The organism is Streptomyces sp. NPDC107498 (assembly GCF_055582805.1).
This window is the reverse complement of record NZ_JBVJPE010000013.1, coordinates 118,363-135,487: the sequence shown is the minus strand read 5'-3', so window position 1 is coordinate 135,487 and position 17,125 is coordinate 118,363. Positions and strand designations below refer to the sequence as shown.

At 73.7% G+C, this 17,125-nt stretch carries 15 protein-coding genes; 12 read left to right on the top strand and 3 right to left on the bottom strand.

Going from position 1 to position 17,125, the window contains the following annotated elements:
- The first annotated feature begins 69 nt into the window (after nt 1-69).
- The 7 genes from ACZ66Z_RS23245 (at nt 70) to ACZ66Z_RS23215 (ending at nt 7,923) form a co-directional block, all read left to right on the top strand.
- Nucleotides 70-1,107 carry an MBL fold metallo-hydrolase gene (locus tag ACZ66Z_RS23245; protein WP_469936841.1) on the top strand — a complete coding sequence of 346 codons (1,038 nt, stop codon included), beginning with the start codon at nt 70-72 and terminating at the stop codon, nt 1,105-1,107.
- 447 nt (nt 1,108-1,554) lie between these two features.
- The gene (locus tag ACZ66Z_RS23240; RefSeq protein ID WP_469936839.1) at nt 1,555-2,805 is read left to right on the top strand and encodes a prenyltransferase/squalene oxidase repeat-containing protein; all 1,251 of its coding nucleotides are present in this window, start codon (nt 1,555-1,557) and stop codon (nt 2,803-2,805) included.
- Nucleotides 2,802-3,470, top strand: a complete 669-nt coding sequence (locus tag ACZ66Z_RS23235; RefSeq protein ID WP_469936837.1) for an SCO2322 family protein — start codon at nt 2,802-2,804, stop codon at nt 3,468-3,470. The genes ACZ66Z_RS23240 and ACZ66Z_RS23235 overlap by 4 nt, the downstream gene beginning before the upstream one ends.
- A complete protein-coding gene (locus tag ACZ66Z_RS23230) occupies nt 3,467-4,663 on the top strand; it encodes an energy-coupling factor transporter transmembrane component T (protein ID WP_469936835.1) in 1,197 nt (398 codons plus the stop codon). Before ACZ66Z_RS23235 ends, ACZ66Z_RS23230 begins: the two co-directional genes overlap by 4 nt.
- Nucleotides 4,660-6,372, top strand: coding sequence for an ABC transporter ATP-binding protein (locus ACZ66Z_RS23225; protein WP_469936833.1), 1,713 nt, complete (start codon nt 4,660-4,662; stop codon nt 6,370-6,372). Before ACZ66Z_RS23230 ends, ACZ66Z_RS23225 begins: the two co-directional genes overlap by 4 nt.
- The gene (locus ACZ66Z_RS23220; protein ID WP_469936831.1) at nt 6,369-7,235 is read left to right on the top strand and encodes an ECF transporter S component; all 867 of its coding nucleotides are present in this window, start codon (nt 6,369-6,371) and stop codon (nt 7,233-7,235) included. Before ACZ66Z_RS23225 ends, ACZ66Z_RS23220 begins: the two co-directional genes overlap by 4 nt.
- A 286-nt stretch (nt 7,236-7,521) precedes the next feature.
- Complete coding sequence (locus tag ACZ66Z_RS23215) at nt 7,522-7,923, top strand: aggregation-promoting factor C-terminal-like domain-containing protein (protein WP_469936829.1); 402 nt, start codon at nt 7,522-7,524, stop codon at nt 7,921-7,923.
- Between the two features lie 89 nt (nt 7,924-8,012).
- Here the strand turns inward: ACZ66Z_RS23215 and ACZ66Z_RS23210 are convergent, their stop codons facing one another.
- Nucleotides 8,013-9,191, bottom strand: coding sequence for a steroid 3-ketoacyl-CoA thiolase (locus ACZ66Z_RS23210; RefSeq protein WP_469936827.1), 1,179 nt, complete (start codon nt 9,189-9,191; stop codon nt 8,013-8,015).
- Nucleotides 9,192-9,418: 227 nt separating this feature from the next.
- Between ACZ66Z_RS23210 and ACZ66Z_RS23205 the strand changes: the two genes are divergently transcribed.
- The 3 genes from ACZ66Z_RS23205 (at nt 9,419) to ACZ66Z_RS23195 (ending at nt 12,573) form a co-directional block, all read left to right on the top strand.
- Complete coding sequence (locus ACZ66Z_RS23205) at nt 9,419-10,687, top strand: cytochrome P450 (RefSeq protein WP_469936825.1); 1,269 nt, start codon at nt 9,419-9,421, stop codon at nt 10,685-10,687.
- A gap of 108 nt (nt 10,688-10,795) precedes the next feature.
- Nucleotides 10,796-11,899: a DUF2330 domain-containing protein gene (locus ACZ66Z_RS23200; protein WP_469936823.1), complete on the top strand. Its 1,104-nt coding sequence runs from the start codon at nt 10,796-10,798 to the stop codon at nt 11,897-11,899.
- The gene (locus tag ACZ66Z_RS23195; protein WP_469936822.1) at nt 11,896-12,573 is read left to right on the top strand and encodes an O-methyltransferase; all 678 of its coding nucleotides are present in this window, start codon (nt 11,896-11,898) and stop codon (nt 12,571-12,573) included. Before ACZ66Z_RS23200 ends, ACZ66Z_RS23195 begins: the two co-directional genes overlap by 4 nt.
- Here the strand turns inward: ACZ66Z_RS23195 and ACZ66Z_RS23190 are convergent.
- Nucleotides 12,570-13,754 (bottom strand): serpin family protein, encoded by a 1,185-nt coding sequence (locus ACZ66Z_RS23190; RefSeq protein ID WP_469936821.1) that lies wholly within the window; start codon nt 13,752-13,754, stop codon nt 12,570-12,572. The genes ACZ66Z_RS23195 and ACZ66Z_RS23190 overlap by 4 nt on opposite strands.
- 12 nt (nt 13,755-13,766) lie before the next feature.
- Between ACZ66Z_RS23190 and ACZ66Z_RS23185 the strand changes: the two genes are divergently transcribed.
- On the top strand, nt 13,767-14,087 hold the full coding sequence (locus tag ACZ66Z_RS23185) for an antibiotic biosynthesis monooxygenase family protein (RefSeq protein WP_469936819.1): 321 nt from the start codon (nt 13,767-13,769) through the stop codon (nt 14,085-14,087).
- A 33-nt stretch (nt 14,088-14,120) separates the two neighbouring features.
- Nucleotides 14,121-14,606, top strand: coding sequence for a GNAT family N-acetyltransferase (locus ACZ66Z_RS23180; RefSeq protein WP_469936817.1), 486 nt, complete (start codon nt 14,121-14,123; stop codon nt 14,604-14,606).
- A 108-nt stretch (nt 14,607-14,714) separates the two neighbouring features.
- Here the strand turns inward: ACZ66Z_RS23180 and ACZ66Z_RS23175 are convergent, their stop codons facing one another.
- Nucleotides 14,715-16,775, bottom strand: a complete 2,061-nt coding sequence (locus ACZ66Z_RS23175; protein WP_469936815.1) for an MDR family MFS transporter — start codon at nt 16,773-16,775, stop codon at nt 14,715-14,717.
- Between the last annotated feature and the right edge of the window lie 350 nt (nt 16,776-17,125).

The window sequence follows — 17,125 nt, the reverse complement described above, 5'->3', positions numbered from 1 at the left end:
TTCAGAACTGATACCAGTTCTAGTTATGGTGGGCAATGGCCGTACCGGTGCGCAGAGACGAGGACGCTCATGACCCAGGTGACCGAGCACGGCGGAGGCGTCTGGTCCCTGCGGGTGCCCATCCCGGACAATCCGCTGGGCCACACCCTCGTCCACGTCCTCGACACCGGCCGCGGCCCGGTCCTCGTCGACACGGGCTGGGACGACCCGGCCTCGTGGGACGAACTCACCGGCGGACTCGACGCGTTGGGGCTGTCCGTACGGGAGGTCCACGGCGTCGTCGTCACCCACCACCACCCCGACCACCACGGCCTCTCCGGCCGGGTCCGCGAGGAGTCCGGGGCCTGGATCGCCATGCACGCCGCCGACACGGCCGTCGTCCGCCGCACCCGCGAGTCCGAGCCCGGCACCTGGTTCGACTACCTCGCCCGCAAACTCGCCGCCGTCGGCGCCCCCGAGGAGCACGTCGCCCCGCTGCGGGCCGCCCGCGCCGCCGGACGGACGCGGACCCTGCCCGGCCTCCGCTCGGCCCTCCCCGACCGCGAGATCGTCCCCGGCGAGCTCCTCGACCTGGCCGGACGGCGGCTGCGCGCGATCTGGACGCCCGGCCACACCCCCGGGCACGTCTGTCTGCACCTGGAGGAGGAGCACCCCTCCCGGCTGACCGGCCACGGCCGGCTCTTCTCCGGCGACCACCTGCTGCCCGGCATCTCCCCGCACATCGGCCTGTACGAGGACCCCGACGACGGCACCGCCACCGATCCCCTCGGCGACTACCTCGACTCGCTCGAACGGATCGGCCGCCTCGGCGTCGCCGAGGTCCTCCCCGCCCACCAGTACGCCTTCACCGACGCCGCCGGCCGGGTCCGTGAACTCCTCGACCACCACGAGGAGCGCCTCACCGGCCTCCTCGCCCTCCTCGCGGCCCCGCTCACGCCCTGGCAGCTCGCCGAGCGCATGGAGTGGAACCGCCCCTGGGAGCAGATCCCCCACGGCTCCCGCAACATCGCCGTCAGCGAGGCCGAGGCCCACGTCCGCCGTCTGGTGAAGCTCGGCCGCGCGGAGCCGGTGGCGGGCACGGACCCCGTCGCGTACGTCGCGGTGTGAGGCCGCCCGGCACCGTCCCGGTGGGCGCGTGTCCGCCCTCGCGGTCCTGCCCGCCCTCCCGGTCCACGCGCCCGCGTGGTCGGCGGCACGGCCCGGCGGCCGGTCGGCCGGTTCCCGGCGGCGTGCCCGCGAAGCCCGTCCGGGGCCCGCGCGGGCGCCGGTCCGCGAGGCGCCTCCCACCCCCGGGGAGCGTTCCTACGGGCCGGTAGAGTGGGCCCGTCGTCATCATGCCCGTACGGGGGGAAGCCGGTGCGCATCCGGCGCCGACCCTTCCCCGAGCTCTCGGCTCCGCCCGAGCAGGGGACACCCCGGTCCGTGAGCCGCCCCCACACGCGGCAGAGCCGGAATGCCCCGCCCGGGACGTGACCGCCGGCACCGTCGAGGAACACGGAGCCGGAGCCTGGTGCCCCCGAGGCGTGCCGGTGCCCGGCCGCAGGAGAGGGCCCCATGAACACCGTCCGCCGCAGCGCCGCCGCGCTCGCCGCCGCCGCAGCCGTGCTCGGCACCGGAGCAGCCGGGGCGGCCTCCGCCGCGCCCTCGCCCTCCCCTTCCGCGGGCACGCTCCCGTCCGGCCTGTACGGCACGAAGGACCCGACGTACGACGGTGTCTGGCGGCAGTCGCTCGCCTTCCTCGCCCAGCGCGGCACCGGCTACCAGCCCGCCGACCGGGCCGTGGACTGGCTCCTGGGCCAGCAGTGCGCCGACGGCTCGTTCGCCTCGTACCGCGCGGACGCCTCGAAGCCCTGCGACGCGAAGACGATGCGGGACACCAACGCCACCGCCGTCGCCGTCCAGGCGCTCCGCGCCGTGCGGCGCCAGGCCGCCGCCCCGGAGGCGATCGACAAGGCCGTCAAGGCCGGCTCCGACTGGCTGCGGAGCGTGCAGAATAAGGACGGCGGCTGGGGCTACGGCGTCGGCGGCGCGAGCGACGCCAACTCCACCTCGGTCGTCGTCGGCGCGCTCGGCGCGATCGGCGTGCGGCCCGGTTCGTTCACCTCCGCCGAGGGCCGCACCCCGTACGACGCCCTCCTCGGCTTCGCCCTGCCCTGCTCGGAGAAGGACGGCGCCGGGGCGTTCGCGTACCAGCCGGACAAGACCGGCAAGCTCCTCGCCAACGCCGACGCCACCGCGGCGGCCACCCTCGCCGGGCTCGGCAAGAGCGTCGTCGCCACCAAGGCCTCCCCCGAGCAGCCGCCGACCTGCACCGACCTGTCGAAGCCGACCGTCGAGCGGGCCGCGCTGAACGGCGCCTCCTACCTGTCGAAGGCGCTCGCGAAGACCGGCCACCTCACCCTGCCCCCGATGCCGGGCGCCACCGACACCACCGCGCAGCCCGACCTCGGCAACACCGCCGACGCCGTCGTCGCGCTCGCCGCGGCCGGCGCCACGAAGCAGGCCGAGCCGGCCCTGACCTGGCTGGAGAAGAACTCCGCCGCCTGGGCGAAGGAGGGCGGCCCGGCCGCGTACGCGCAGCTGATCCTCGCGGCGCGCGCGACCGAGACCGACCCGCGCGAGTTCGGCACGGTCGACCTCGTCGAGCAGCTCAACGCCACCGGGCCCGCCCCCAAGGCCCCGGACACCTCCGCCTCCTCCACCGGCGACGAGGAGGAGTCCGGCTTCGACATCTGGTGGATCATCGGCATCGGCACGGTCGTCGGCGTCGGCATCGGCTTCCTCGTGAGCGGCCGCAAGAAGTGAACGGAGGGGTACGGATACGGGCCGCGGGCGTCGCGGGCGGGGCGCTCCTCACCCTGACCGCGGTCGCGGCGGCCCCGGCGCAGGCGGCCGGATACCGCTACTGGTCGTTCTGGGAGGGCGACGGCGGGAAGCCGTGGACGTACGCCACGCAGGGCCCGGCGACCGCCCGGCCCTCCGACGGCGACGCCCTCGGCTTCCGCTTCGCGATCAGCAGCGGCACGGACGACGCCTCCCGGCCCTCCGTCGCCCCCGACTTCCCGGGGATCTGCGGGAACGTGGCGAAGAAGGAAGGCACCAAGCGGGTCGCGGTCGTCGTCGACTTCGGCGGCCCCGCGGACGCCCCGCCCGGAGAGACCCCGCCGAAGAAGCCGGTCGAGGTCGGCTGCGCGGAGGTCCGCGAGGACGCGACGGGCGCGGAGGCGCTGGCCGCGGTGGCGAAGCCGCTGCGGTACGACAGCTCGGCCATGCTGTGCGGGATCGCCGGCTATCCGGCGCACGGCTGCGGCGAGCAGGTCGCGGGGAGGACCGCGGCGTCCGCCGCGCCCACCGCTCCGACGGCTTCGGCGGGGTCGGGCGGCGGCCCGTCCTTCGGCGTGCTCGCCGGCGGGGCGGCCGTCCTGGCCCTCGGCGGGGCGGCGATCTGGAAGGCCCGCCGGCGCGCATGAGTGCGGCTCCCGGCACCCCCCGCGGGGCCACGGCCCCCGTGCTCACGACCGCGTCCAAGGCGACCGCGTCCAAGGCCCCCGTGATCAAGGCCTTGCTCAAGGCCCCCGAGGCGAGCCGGGCCAACGCCCTGCACGCGGGCGCGTGGTGGCTGTGGGCGCTCGGCCTGGCCGTCGCCGCCTCCCGGACCACGAACCCGCTGCTGCTCGGGCTGCTCGTCGGGGTCGCCGGGTACGTCGTCGCGGCCCGGCGCACGGACGCGCCCTGGGCCCGCTCGTACGGCGCTTTCGTGAAGCTCGGCCTGTTCGTCGTCGCCCTGCGGATGGTGTTCTCGCTGCTGCTCGGCTCGCCCCTCCCCGGCACGCACGCGCTGTTCACGCTGCCCGAGGTGCCGCTGCCCGACTGGGTCCAGGGGGTACGGATCGGGGGCCGGGTGACGGCCGAGCAGCTGGTGTTCGCGCTGTACGACGGCGCCAAGCTGGCGACCCTGCTGATCTGCGTGGGCGCCGCGAACGCCCTCGCCAACCCGGCGCGGCTGCTGAAGTCGCTGCCGGGGGCGCTGTACGAGGTCGGGGTCGCCGTCGTCGTGGCGATGACCTTCGCGCCGAACATGGTCGCCGACGTGGTCCGGCTGCGGACCGCCCGCCGGCTGCGGGGCCGGCCCACGGGCGGGGTGCGGGCGGTGCTCCAGATCGGCCTGCCGGTCCTGGAGGGAGCGCTCGAACGGTCGATCGCGGTCGCCGCGTCGATGGACGCGCGCGGGTACGGGCGGACGGCGCGGGTCCCGGCGGCGGTACGGCGCACCACGAACGTCCTGACCCTGGGCGGGCTCCTCGGCGTGTGCGCCGGTTCGTACGGGCTGCTCGCGGCGGAGGGCGCGGGGTACGGGCTGCCGCTGCTCGGGGCCGGGCTCCTCGCCGCGGCGGCCGGGCTCCGGCTCGGCGGCCGCCGGACCGTCCGCACCCGCTACCGGCCCGACCGCTGGGGCGCGCGGGCCTGGCTCGTCGCGGGCTCCGGGGCGGCGGTCGCCGTCCTGATGATCCGGGCGAACGCGTACGCCCCCGAAGCGCTGCACCCCGGGGTCGTCCCCCTGGAGGCGCCGGAGCTGCCGCTGTGGCCGGCGGTGTCGGTCCTGGTGGGCCTGCTCCCGGCGTTCGTGGCGCCCGCACCCCCGCCGAAGGAGAGGAACACGTGATCCGGTTCGAGAACGTCTCGGTGCGGTACGAGGAGGACGCCGAGCCGACCCTGCGGAACGTGGACCTCACCGTCCCCGAGGGCGAGCTCGTGCTCCTCGTCGGTCCCTCGGGCGTCGGCAAGTCGACCCTCCTCGGCACGGTCTCGGGTCTCGTCCCCCACTTCACGGGCGGCACCCTGACCGGGCGGGTGACGGTCGACGGCCGCGACACCCGCACGCATCCGCCGCGCGAGCTCGCCGATCTGGTGGGCACGGTGGGACAGGACCCGTCCGCGCACTTCGTCACCGACACGGTCGAGGACGAGCTCGCGTACGGCATGGAGTCGCTGGGCCTCGCGCCCGGCGTGATGCGCCGCCGCGTGGAGGAGACCCTCGACCTCCTGGGTCTCGCCGCCCTGCGCGACCGCCCGATCGCCACGCTCTCCGGCGGCCAGCGCCAGCGCGTCGCGATCGGCTCCGTCCTCACCCCGCACCCCAAGGTCCTCGTCCTCGACGAACCGACCTCCGCGCTCGACCCGTCGGCGGCGGAGGACGTCCTCGCGGTCCTCCAGCGCCTGGTCCACGACCTGGGCACGACGGTCCTCCTCGCCGAGCACCGCCTGGAGCGCGTCGTCCAGTACGCGGACCGGGTCCTCCTCCTGCCGGAGGCCGTGACGGGCCCGCCGGCCGAGATGATGGCGGTCTCCCCGGTCCACCCGCCGGTGGTGGCCCTGGGCCGCCTGGCGGGCTGGGACCCGCTGCCGCTGACGGTGCGGGACGCGCGACGCCGGGCCGCCCCGTTGAAGGCGAGGCTGGAGGGGCGGGACCCCGCGGGGCCGAGCCCGTGTGCGGGGGCGGATCCGGCCCGTCCGGCGTTCGAGGACCGGGGCCCGGGGCGGAGCCCCGGTTCCGGGGAGGGACGGGGCCGGGGGATCAACCCCTTCAAGCGGCGTCGTACCCCGTCGGCACCCGCGCCCGCCGCCCCCCTGGTGACCGTCTCCGCCCTCGCCGTCCGCCGTGCCCGCGTGGAGGCCCTCCGCCGCGTCGACCTCCAGGTCGCCGCCGGCGAGACCATCGCGCTCATGGGCCGGAACGGCGCGGGCAAGTCCACCCTGCTCTCCACGCTCGTGGGCATGATCGAGCCGACGGGCGGCAGCGTCCGGGTCGCGGGCCTCGCCCCGCACGCCACCGACCCCCGCGACCTGATCCGCCGGGTCGGTCTGGTTCCGCAGGAGCCGCGGGACCTGCTGTACGCGGACACCGTCGCCGCCGAGTGCGCGGCGGCCGACGCGGACGCGGGCGCTGCGCCCGGGACCTGCCGGGCGCTGGTGGAGGAGCTGCTGCCGGGGGTGGCGGACGACACGCACCCCCGCGACCTGTCCGAGGGCCAGCGGCTGGCGCTCGCGCTGGCCGTGGTCCTGACCGGCCGCCCGCCGCTGCTCCTGCTGGACGAGCCGACGCGCGGCCTGGACTACGCGGCCAAGGCCCGGCTGGTCGCGCATCTGCGCGGCCTCGCGGCAGAGGGGCACGCGATCGTGCTGGCCACGCACGACGTGGAGCTGGCGGCGGAGCTGGCGCACCGGGTGGTGATCGTCGCGGACGGCGAGGTGGTCGCGGACGGCCCGACGGCCGAGGTGGTGCTGTCCTCGCCGGCGTTCTCCCCGCAGGTGGCGAAGGTCCTGGCGCCGCAGCCGTGGCTCACGGTCGAACAGGTGGAGGCGGCCCTGTGAGGACGACCCGCCCGGTCCGTCTGGGCCCCCGTTCCGTCGCCGCGCTGGTCCTCGTCTCCCTCGTGGGAGTCCTCGCCTTCTGCTGGCCCCTCTTCGCGGACGCCGGTTCCGCCGTGACCTCGCACGCCGGGGACGCGCCGTGGCTGTTCGCGGCGCTGCTGCCGCTGCTGGTCGCGGTGGTGGTGGCGACGATCGCGGACTGCGGGATGGACGCGAAGGCGGTGGCGATGCTGGGCGTGCTGGCCGCCGTGGGCGCGGCACTGCGGCCCCTGGGGGCGGGGACGGCCGGTCTGGAGCCGATGTTCTTCCTGATGGTGCTGAGCGGCCGGGTCCTCGGGCCGGGGTTCGGTTTCGTCCTGGGGGCGGTGACGATGTTCGCGTCGGCGCTGCTCACGGGCGGGGTGGGCCCCTGGATGCCGTTCCAGATGCTGTCGATGGGCTGGTTCACGATGGGCGCGGGGCTGCTGCCGGGCCCGGACGGGCTGCGGGGCCGGGCCGAGCTGCTGATGCTGTCCGCGTACGGATTCTCGGCGGCGTTCGCGTACGGCACGGTCATGAACCTGCAGGGCTGGGTCCTGCTCCAGGGCCTGAGCAGCGGGATCTCCTTCGCGCCGGGCGCCCCGCTCCACGAGAACCTGCTCCGTTTCCTCGCCTACGTCCTCGCCACCTCCCTCGGCTGGGACCTCGGCCGGGCCGCTCTCACCGTCGTCCTGACGCTCACGGTCGGCGGCACGCTCCTGAGGGCCCTGCGGCGGGCCGCGCGGCGGGCGAACTTCGAGGCCCAGGTCACATTCGAGGCGCCGGAAGGCCCCTCCCCGGGTGAGGCGCCCCACAGGACCTACGTCACGTACGAGCCGGAATAGTAGACCGACAGACCCGTCCACATCACCCCACAGTCGGTCATGACCTGCGGAAACGCCCCGCAGCCGCCCGCCTTCCAAGGTCCCCCGGGTCCGAACCTTCCTCGTACAGGGGGTCGTTGCGTCGGGGTTCCGGCCCTGCTTCTCTGGTGGACGTCGCCAGGCAGCCGGTGCTCGTCGCAGCGCCTCGGCCGGCCGGTTCCCCCCAGTCCCCGGGCTTCCCGGGCCCTGGTTCCGGCTTGCCGAAAACGCCTGGCGCGCCCCTTGTCCCCGACGTTAGGTCGATGTCTTGATCAGCTCGCTCACCACTCGTGTCTCTGCCCGCAACAAGAAGATCGCCGTCTCCGCAGCCGTGCTGCTGGGTGCGTCGGGTGCGGTGCTGGGCACGACGGGCTCGGCTTCGGCCGCCAGCCCGCAGGAGGTCGCTCGTCAGATCGTCCCCGCCTCGCAGTACGCGTCGTTCAGCAAGATCGTCGAGCACGAGTCGCACTGGAACCACACCGCGACCAACTCGTCCAGCGGCGCCTACGGCCTGGTCCAGGCCCTGCCGGCCTCGAAGATGGCCTCGGCCGGTTCCGACTGGAAGACGAACCCGGCCACCCAGATCAAGTGGGGCCTGAACTACATGAACGAGCGCTACGGCTCCCCGAACGCCGCCTGGGCGTTCTGGCAGGCCAACGGCTGGTACTGACGAGCACCACTGCCGCACCGCGCATCCGCAAGGCCCCGCCCTCCTCACGGAGGGGCGGGGCCTGCGGCGTTTCCGCGCGGAGGGAGCCGTCAGAGCCGCTGGATGATCGTCCCGGTCGCGAGCGCCCCGCCCGCACACATGGTGATGAGCGCGAACTCCTTGTCGGAGCGCTCCAGCTCGTGCAGGGCGGTGGCGACGAGCCGGGCCCCGGTGGCGCCGACGGGGTGGCCGAGCGCGATGGCGCCGCCGTTGACGTTGACCTTCGCGAGCCCGTCCAGGTCCCGCTCGAAGACCTGCGCCCAGCTCAGCACGACCGAGGCGAAGGCCTCGTTGATCTCGACCAGGTCGATGTCCTTCAGGCTCATTCCGGCCTTTCCGAGGACGGCCCGCGTCGCGTCGACCGGCCCGTCGAGGTGGTAGTGCGGGTCGGCGCCGACGAGGGCCTGGGCGACGATCCGGGCGCGCGGGCGGAGCTTGAGGGCGCGGGCCATGCGCTTGGAGGCCCACATGATCGCGGAGGCGCCGTCGGAGATCTGGGAGGAGTTCCCGGCGGTGTGGATCGCGGTGGGCATGACGGGCTTGAGGCGGGCCAGGCCCTCCATGGTGGTGTCGCGCAGGCCCTCGTCGCGGTCGACGAGCCGCCACATGCCCTGCCCGGCGGCCTGTTCGGCTTCCGTGGTGGGGACCTGGACGGCGAAGGTCTCGCGCTTGAAGCGCTCCTCGGCCCAGGCGGTCGCGGCCCGTTCCTGGGAGAGCAGGCCGAGGGAGTCGACGCGCTCGCGGGTGAGCCCGCGGCGGCGGGCGATGCGCTCGGCGGCCTCGAACTGGTTGGGCAGGTCGACGTTCCACTCGTCGGGGAACGGTTTGCCCGGACCGTGCTTGGAACCGGAGCCGAGGGGGACGCGGGACATGGCCTCGACGCCGCAGGAGATCCCGATGTCGATGACGCCGGCCGCGACCATGTTGGCGACCATGTGGCTGGCCTGCTGCGAGGAGCCGCACTGGCAGTCGACGGTGGTGGCGGCCGTCTCGTAGGGCAGGCCCATGGTGAGCCAGGCGGTGCGCGCCGGGTTCATGGACTGCTCGCCGGCGTGGGTGACCGTACCGCCGACGATCTGTTCGACGCAGTCGGCGTGGATGCCGGTGCGGCCGAGGAGTTCGCGGTAGGTCTCGCCCAGGAGGTAGGCGGGGTGGAGGTTGGCGAGCGCGCCTCCGCGCTTGCCGATGGGGGTGCGTACGGCTTCGACGATGACGGGTTCCGCGGCCATGGGCACGTCCTCTCCTCGACCGGACGGGGTGTCCCGGCACCCCGGTCGGTCGGCGTCACGGGGAACTAGTACGCGTTCTAGTTCTGATGCAGTCTTATGACTGCTACCGCCGGTACGCAAGGGTCCGGGACGCAACAGTTCCCGCTCCGCCCCTTGCCACTTGTAGAACTCGTTACTAGCTTTCCCGGCGACTCCTGACGGCCCATCAGATCTGGAGAGTGCTGCCGATGGCCTGCCCCCACCTCCCCGCAGGGCTCCCCGAGGGGCTTCCCGACGGGTTCGACGCCACCGACCCCGATCTGCTCCGCGACCGCGTCCCCTTCCCGGAGTTCGCCCGGCTGCGGCGGACCGCGCCCGTGTGGTGGTGCCCCCAGCCGGCCGGCGTCACCGGCTTCGCGGACGGCGGGTACTGGGCGGTCACGCGCCACGCGGACGTCAAGTACGTCTCCACCCACCCCGAGCTGTTCTCCTCGAACGAGAACACCGCCGTCATCCGCTTCAACGAGCACATCACCCGGGACCAGATCGAGGTCCAGAAACTGATCATGCTCAACATGGACCCGCCCGAGCACACCCGGGTCCGCCAGATCGTCCAGCGCGGCTTCACCCCCCGCGCGATCCGGAGCCTGGAGACCGCCCTGCGCGACCGCGCGCACGCCATCGTCGACGGGGCGAGGAACGGCACGGACGCCGACGGCACCTTCGACTTCGTCACCCGGGTCGCCGTCGAACTCCCCCTCCAGGCCATCGCCGAACTCATCGGCGTCCCCCAGGAGGACCGCTCCCGGATCTTCGACTGGTCGAACAAGATGGTCGCGTACGACGACCCCGAATACGCCATCACCGAGGAGATCGGCGCCGAGGCCGCCATGGAACTCATCGGCTACTCGATGAACATGGCCACCGCCCGCAAGGAGTGCCCCGCCCAGGACATCGTGTCGCAGCTCGTCGCGGCCGAGGGACAGGGCAACCTCTCCTCCGACGAGTTCGGCTTCTTCGTGCTGCTGCTCGCCGTCGCCGGCAACGAGACCACCCGCAACGCCATCAGCCACGGCATGCACGCCTTCCTCACCCACCCCGACCAGTGGGAACTCTTCAAACGCGAGCGGCCCGCGACCACCGCCGAGGAGATCGTCCGCTGGGCGACCCCCGTCGTCTCCTTCCAGCGGACCGCGACCCAGGACACCGAACTCGGCGGCCAGAAGATCCGCGAGGGCGACCGGGTCGGCCTCTTCTACTCCTCCGCCAACAACGACCCCGAGGTCTTCACCGACCCCGAACGCTTCGACATCACCCGCGACCCCAACCCCCACCTCGGCTTCGGCGGCGGCGGACCCCACTTCTGCCTCGGCAAGTCCCTCGCGATCAAGGAGATCGAGCTGATCTTCCACGCGATCGCCGACGCCCTGCCCGACCTCACCCTCGCCGGCGAACCGCGCCGACTGCGGGCGGCCTGGCTGAACGGCGTGAAGGAACTCCGCGTCCGCACCGCATGACCCCTGCGGCACGCCCCTTGCCCCGATCCCCGCAGGGCGCCCCCGGCAGCCCCGCGGAACGACCCCCGCGGGTGGAACCGAATCTTCCCCGCGTACGTCCGAGCTCCCATGAGGGGGACACACGGCAGGATCCTGACCACCGTCATCGCGCTGCTCGCGCTCCAGCTCGGCTCGCTCGTCGCACCGGCGTACGCCTGCGGCTGCGGCGCCATGATCCCGGACGGGGCCGAGCGCATCGGCGTCGACCGGGAGGAGTCGGCCGTCCGCTGGGACGGGCGCACCGAGACCGTCGTCATGCGCTTCGACGTCCACGGGAACGCCCGGCGGGCTGCCTGGATCATGCCGGTGCCGGGCCGCGCCGACGTCCGACTCGGCGACCCGGCGCTCTTCGACGAGCTCGACCGGCTCACCGAGCCCGAGCAGCGTGACCGCCCCTACTTCTGGCCGCGCGAGGGCGACTGGCCCTTCGACGGCGACCACGGCGACGGAGCCGCCGCCGCCCCGCCCGGCGCGGGCTCCGGCGTCGGCGTCGTCGGGCGCGAACGGCTCGGTCCCTTCGACGTGGCCCGGCTCACCGCCACCGACCCCGAGGCCCTCGGCGACTGGCTGCGCGCCAACGGCTTCGAGCTGCCCGAGCGGCTGACCGGCGCGCTCCGGCCGTACGTCGAACGGACGTGGGAGTACGTCGCCGTCCGCCTGGCCCCGCAGGAGAAGGACGCGACCCTCCACGGCGAACTGACCCCGCTCCGGATCGCCTTCTCCTCCCCCGAACTCGTCTACCCCATGCGGCTCTCCCGGCTCGCACGGACGCCCCAGACCCTCGGACTCCACGTCCTCGCCGACCACCGGATGGAGCCCCGCTCCCCCATCGGCGGCGACCGCCCCGAAGTGACGTTCGCGGGCCGGATCGAGCACCCCGAGGGAGCGGTGGCGGACCTCGCGGGCGACGCGCCCGTCCGTCTGACGGTCCTGGAACAGCGCTTCCCCCACCCCGAGCGGATCGACGACGACCACCACCTGCGGACCGTCGCCGACACGCCGTACCGCGAGGTCGAGTACACCGACCGGCTGCTGACCACCGGCGGCGTCCCCGTCTGGCTCCTGACGGTCGGCGGCGGCCTGCTGCTCGCGGTGCTGCTCCCCGCACTGCTCGCCGTACGGGGCAAAAGGCGTCGCTCCGGCAGGACCACCGGTGTACGTTCCCCCGCATGACGAACCCTCAGGAAAACCGGTGGACCGCGGTCGACCGGTACATCACCGAGACGATCGCCCCCGCCGACGAGGCGCTCACGGCCGCGCTCGCCGACTCCACCGCGGCGGGCCTCCCCGAGATCGCCGTCGCCCCCAACCAGGGCAAGCTGCTCCACCTGCTCGCCGCGACGCAGGGCGCGCGGAACGTCCTGGAGATCGGCACCCTCGGCGGCTACAGCACGATCTGGCTGGCCCGCGCGCTGCCCGCCGACGGCCGGCTCGTCACCCTGGAGTACGACCCGGCCCACGCGGACGTCGCCCGCGCCAACATCGCCCGCGCCGGCCTCGACAAGATCGTCGAGGTCCGGACGGGCGCGGCCCTGGACACCCTGCCGCAGCTGGAGGCGGAGGGCGCGGGCCCCTTCGACCTCTTCTTCATCGACGCCGACAAGGTCAACAACCCGCGCTACGTGGCCTGGGCCCTGAAGCTCTCCCGCCCGGGCGCGGTGATCATCGTCGACAACGTGGTGCGGAACGGCAAGGTCGCCGACCCGGACTCCGACGACCCGGCCATCACGGGCACGCGCGAGATGTTCGACCTGATCGCCGCCGAACCCCGCCTGGACGCGACGGCCTTCCAGACGGTCGGCGCGAAGGGCTACGACGGCCTGCTCCTGGCCCGCGTGATCGGCTAGTCCCGGAGCCGCTCCTCGGGGGCGCTGGACCGCCAGCCGGCGAAGAGCGGCAGCTCCCCCGCCCCGTCGAGCACCACGACCCCGAACGGCCGGTCGAACGCGATCCGCTCCACCACCTCGTGGCGGGGCGGGACCGCGCCGCGGGTCATCGTCACCTGGGTCACGGCGGCCGCCTCGACGCCCTCCTCCGAGACCTCGACGACCGCCGACTGCGCGACCCTGCCGATGTACTGGTCCGCGGCGGAGATCCCCGAGAAGTCGGCGCCGGGGCACAGCGCCAGGACGACGCCGAGGGCCGCCAGGTGTTCGAGCGCGTCGGTCGTCGTGCGGAGCGAGAACCGCGGCAGCGCGAGATCGGCCGAATCGGCCACGAGCGGCCGCCGCGCCCCGGTCCAGGCCGCGGGCAGCACTTCGGCGGGCCCGGCGCCCTCGGGCCCGAGCACGAACCGCACGCGCACGCCCCCCTCGCCCCCGCAGGGCAGCTCGACGACGGTGGCCCCGTCCACGTACCAGGCCCACCTGGCCGGAATCCGCTGCCGCATGGTCGGTACGGGACGGGTGTCGCCGTACCCGTCGGTGAAGGGCTCGTCACGGGTGAGGCGAGGGGAGAAGGCGCTCAGCCAAGAGGTCTTCAACGCAAGCGCGTTGAGCAGGACGAGGCTCTCGGTGCCGTCGAGTTCGAGCGGCATCCGCCGGATCCGTCCACCGGTGGCCTCCCGCACCCACGCGTCGAGTTCCTCTTGGACGTCCGGGAGTTCACCCATGGACAGGTCGTCCGTGGCCGGGAAGACCTCGTCGGGCAGCGCGAACAGGGCCGCCCGGGGCAACACCCCGAACCGCACCCCGGGCACCCCCCGCCGGAACGCCTCCCGGACCGGCACCGCGCTCCACGCCCCGGTCGCCACCGCACCCCCGCCCACGGCCGCGACCCGGCGCCCGACGGCGGTCACGGCCCCGGCGGCCGCCTCCCCCTCGACCCCGAGCAGCGCCCCCAACTCCTGCCCGGTCCGCCCCCGCGCCCCGGACGCCACGACCCCGAGCGCCAGCCACAACCCGACGGGCGAGACGACGAAGTCGTCGTCCCCGAGCAGGGGCAGCCAGCGCCCGGCCAGGCTCCGTATCGCACCCGCCGTCGCGTCCGCTGTCGCATCCGCTTCGGGGACGCCGGAGCCGTGGGTCATATCCTGCCCTTCATGAGCATCGTGAAGATCAACGTCCTGACCGTGCCGGCCGAGCAGCGTGAGGTGCTGGAGCGGCGTTTCGCCTCCCGGGCCGGGTCCGTGGAGGGGTCCGACGGCTTCGAGTGGTTCGAGCTGCTGCGCCCGGTCGAGGGCACCGACCAGTACCTGGTGTACACCCGGTGGCGCAGCGAGGAGGACTTCCAGAACTGGATGAACGGTTCCATGAAGGCCGCCCACCAGGGCGGCGGCGAGGGCGGCGAGCGGCCGAAGCCCGCCGCCTCCGGCTCCACCCTGTGGTCCTTCGAGGTCGTCCAGCAGGCGTCGCCGAAGTAATTCGGCGGCGACCTCCGGCGTGCGGGTCGCACAATGACCCGCATGACCTGGACTTTCTCTCCCGAACGCGTCGACACCCCGGACGCGGCCGCCCTCCGGCGCGACTACTACGACGACGTGGCCAGTCGTTACTGGAAACGGCCCGCGACCGAGGCCGAGGTGGACGAGGGTCTGACGAACGACGGGGTCGAGCTGCTGACCCCGCCGACCGGGCAGTTCCTGGTCGCGCGGTTCGAGGGGAAGCCGGCCGGCTGCGGCGGGGTCCTGATGCTGGACGGCGAGCGCGCCGAGCTGACCCGCGTCTTCCTGCGGCACGGCTTCCGCGGCGCGGGCGGTGCGGGCGGCCTGCTGCGGAGGCTGGAGGAGGAGGCGCGCGGCCTCGGCGCGCGCCGGATGGTCCTCAACACGCGCCTCGACCTGGTCGAGGCGCGGGCCCTGTACACGCGGCACGGGTACGCGGACATCCCCGCGTACTGCACCGGCCCGTACATGGACGTCTGGTACGGCAAGGAGCTCTGACCCCCGTACTCGACGGATTCGTGCTCGGCGGAGGCGTACTCGGCAGGCGCGTGCTCGACGGGTCCGTGCTCGACAGGCGCGTGCTCGGCGGGGTCGTGCTCGATGGCGTCAGGACCGGTGGTCGCGGGGTGGCTCGGGCTCGTGGGGCCGCTCCCCGTCCGAGCCGCACAGCTCGGCCGTCAGCTCCTCCACCAGCTGTACGAGGTCGGTCGGCCGATCGGGCCCCCACCAGTCGCCGAGGAGGTCGGCGAGCGACTCCTCCCGGGCCTTGGCCAGTACCGTCGCGGCCCGTACGCCGTCCTCGGTGAGGACCAGCTGGACGCCCTCCCGGGCGGCGAGCCGCCGCTCCTCCACCTGCCGGGACGCCTCCGTGATCACCCTCAGCGGTACGGGGGTGACCTCGGCGAGCCGGGCGGGCTCGACGGTCCCGTGGCGCCGGATGCGCAGCAGCAGCCAGCTCGCGGCGGGCAGCAGGTCGAACCCGGCGCGTTCGGTGATCCTCACGTAGATCTCCTTGCGGCCCTCCCTGGAGCCGAGGACGGACAGGGCGCGGGCGCACTCGTCGTACGAGGAGCGCTCGACCGGGTTGGAGGCCAGGGTCTGACTGGTGTCGGGCGCGGTGACGGAGGCGCGCAGCTTGTCCTCCTTCAGGAACCAGGCGATGACGAAGGCGACGAGGACGACGGGCGCCGCGTACAGGAAGACGTCCGTGATGGACGTGGCGTACGCGTGCAGGACGGCCGGCTGCAGTTCGGGCGGGAGCTGGGCGATGGCGCGCGGGTCGGCGGCGACCCGGTCCGCGCCGGTGCCGGGCGGGAGCTCCGTCCCCGCGCTCGCGAACACGTCGGCGAGTTTGTGGGTGAGCCGGTTGGTGAAGATCGTGCCGAAGACGGCGACGCCGAACGAGGCGCCGATGGAGCGGAAGAAGGTGGCTCCGGAGGTGGCGACGCCGAGGTCCTCGTACGAGACGGCGTTCTGCACGACCAGGACGAGGACCTGCATGACGAGGCCGAGCCCGGCGCCGAAGACGAAGAAGCAGACGCTCATCGACCAGGTCGAGCTGGTCTCCGTGAGCCGGTGGAGGAGGAGCAGGCCGAGCCCGGTGAGCGCGGTGCCGGCGATGGGGAAGACCTTCCAGCGGCCGGTGCGGGAGACGATCTGCCCGGAGGCGGTCGAGGTGATCAGCATGCCGAGGACCATGGGCAGCATGTGGACGCCCGACATGGTCGGGGTGACGCCCTGGACCACCTGGAGGAAGGTCGGCAGATAGGTCATCGCGCCGAACATGGCGAAGCCGACGACGAAGCTGATGACCGCGACGAGGCTGAAGGTCCGGATCCGGAACAGTTTGAGCGGCAGCACGGGTTCGACGGCCCGCCGCTCGACGTGGACGAACCAGACGAGGAGGACGGCTCCGAGGACGGCGAGGCCGATGATCTGCGCCGATCCCCACGCCCAGGTGGTGCCGCCGAGGGAGGCCACCAGGACCAGGCAGGTCGCCACCGAGGCGATGAGGAAGGTGCCGAGGTAGTCGATCGTGTGCCGGGTGGAGCGCACCGGGATGTGCAGCACGGCGGCGATCACGAAGAGCGCGACGACGCCGATGGGAAGGTTGACGTAGAACACCCAGCGCCAGGAGAGGTGCTCGGTGAAGAGCCCGCCGAGCAGCGGGCCGAGGACGCTGGTGGCGCCGAAGACGGCGCCGAAGAGGCCCTGGTACTTGCCGCGCTCCCGGGGTGAGACGAGGTCGCCGACGATCGCCATCGACAGGACCATGAGGCCGCCGCCGCCGAGGCCCTGGACCGCGCGGAAGGCGATGAGCTGCGGCATGTTCTGGGCGATGCCGCAGAGGGCGGAGCCGACGAGGAAGACGACGATGGCGGCCTGGAAGAGCTTCTTGCGCCCGTACTGGTCCCCGAGCTTGCCCCAGAGGGGGGTCGCGGCCGTGGACGCCAGCATGTAGGCGGTGACCACCCAGGAGAGGTGCTCCATGCCGCCGAGCTCGCTGACGATGGTCGGCAGGGCGGTGGAGACGATGGTCTGGTCGAGCGCGGCGAGCAGCATCCCGAGCAGCAGCGCGCCGATCGCGACGAGCACGGTGCGGTGGCTCTGCCCCTCCCCGGGCACGGGGGCATCGCCGAGCTGGGACGGGCTTGTGTCCTGGGCCATGAGGTCTCCGTCTCCGTGGGCGGCCCCTCCATCCTGGTCCGAATGTCCCGTTATGGCCTGCGGAAGGGCACGGTCGTTCGTCCGTCGGACGGGACCGGGCTGCATAATCGCTCGCAGTTGTATCGGGGAGGGGACCCATCATGACCGGACACGTCTGTCCTGAATGCGGTGTACACAGACCTGGCTGCGCCTGCGCCCGGACGGCGGGGAGGGGGGCGGGGAGTGCGGCGGAGAGCGCGGCGGCCGAGGACTTCGACCCGCTCCGGATCAGGCCGTACGTGACCCTGGAGGCGCCGGAGGCATCGGAGGGGCCGGGCGGGACGGAGGGGTCTGGCGGGTCGGAGAGGGCG

Bases quoted from the DNA above. Each gene is read 5' to 3' on its own strand.
- ACZ66Z_RS23245 (WP_469936841.1), top strand. From the start codon at position 70: ATGACCCAGGTGACCGAGCACGGCGGAGGCGTCTGGTCCCTGCGGGTG.
- ACZ66Z_RS23240 (WP_469936839.1), top strand. From the start codon at position 1,555: ATGAACACCGTCCGCCGCAGCGCCGCCGCGCTCGCCGCCGCCGCAGCC.
- ACZ66Z_RS23230 (WP_469936835.1), top strand. From the start codon at position 3,467: ATGAGTGCGGCTCCCGGCACCCCCCGCGGGGCCACGGCCCCCGTGCTC.
- ACZ66Z_RS23210 (WP_469936827.1), bottom strand. From the start codon at position 9,191: ATGGCCGCGGAACCCGTCATCGTCGAAGCCGTACGCACCCCCATCGGC.
- ACZ66Z_RS23205 (WP_469936825.1), top strand. From the start codon at position 9,419: ATGGCCTGCCCCCACCTCCCCGCAGGGCTCCCCGAGGGGCTTCCCGAC.
- ACZ66Z_RS23200 (WP_469936823.1), top strand. From the start codon at position 10,796: ATGAGGGGGACACACGGCAGGATCCTGACCACCGTCATCGCGCTGCTC.
- ACZ66Z_RS23195 (WP_469936822.1), top strand. From the start codon at position 11,896: ATGACGAACCCTCAGGAAAACCGGTGGACCGCGGTCGACCGGTACATC.
- ACZ66Z_RS23190 (WP_469936821.1), bottom strand. From the start codon at position 13,754: ATGACCCACGGCTCCGGCGTCCCCGAAGCGGATGCGACAGCGGACGCG.
- ACZ66Z_RS23185 (WP_469936819.1), top strand. From the start codon at position 13,767: ATGAGCATCGTGAAGATCAACGTCCTGACCGTGCCGGCCGAGCAGCGT.
- ACZ66Z_RS23180 (WP_469936817.1), top strand. From the start codon at position 14,121: ATGACCCGCATGACCTGGACTTTCTCTCCCGAACGCGTCGACACCCCG.
- ACZ66Z_RS23175 (WP_469936815.1), bottom strand. From the start codon at position 16,775: ATGGCCCAGGACACAAGCCCGTCCCAGCTCGGCGATGCCCCCGTGCCC.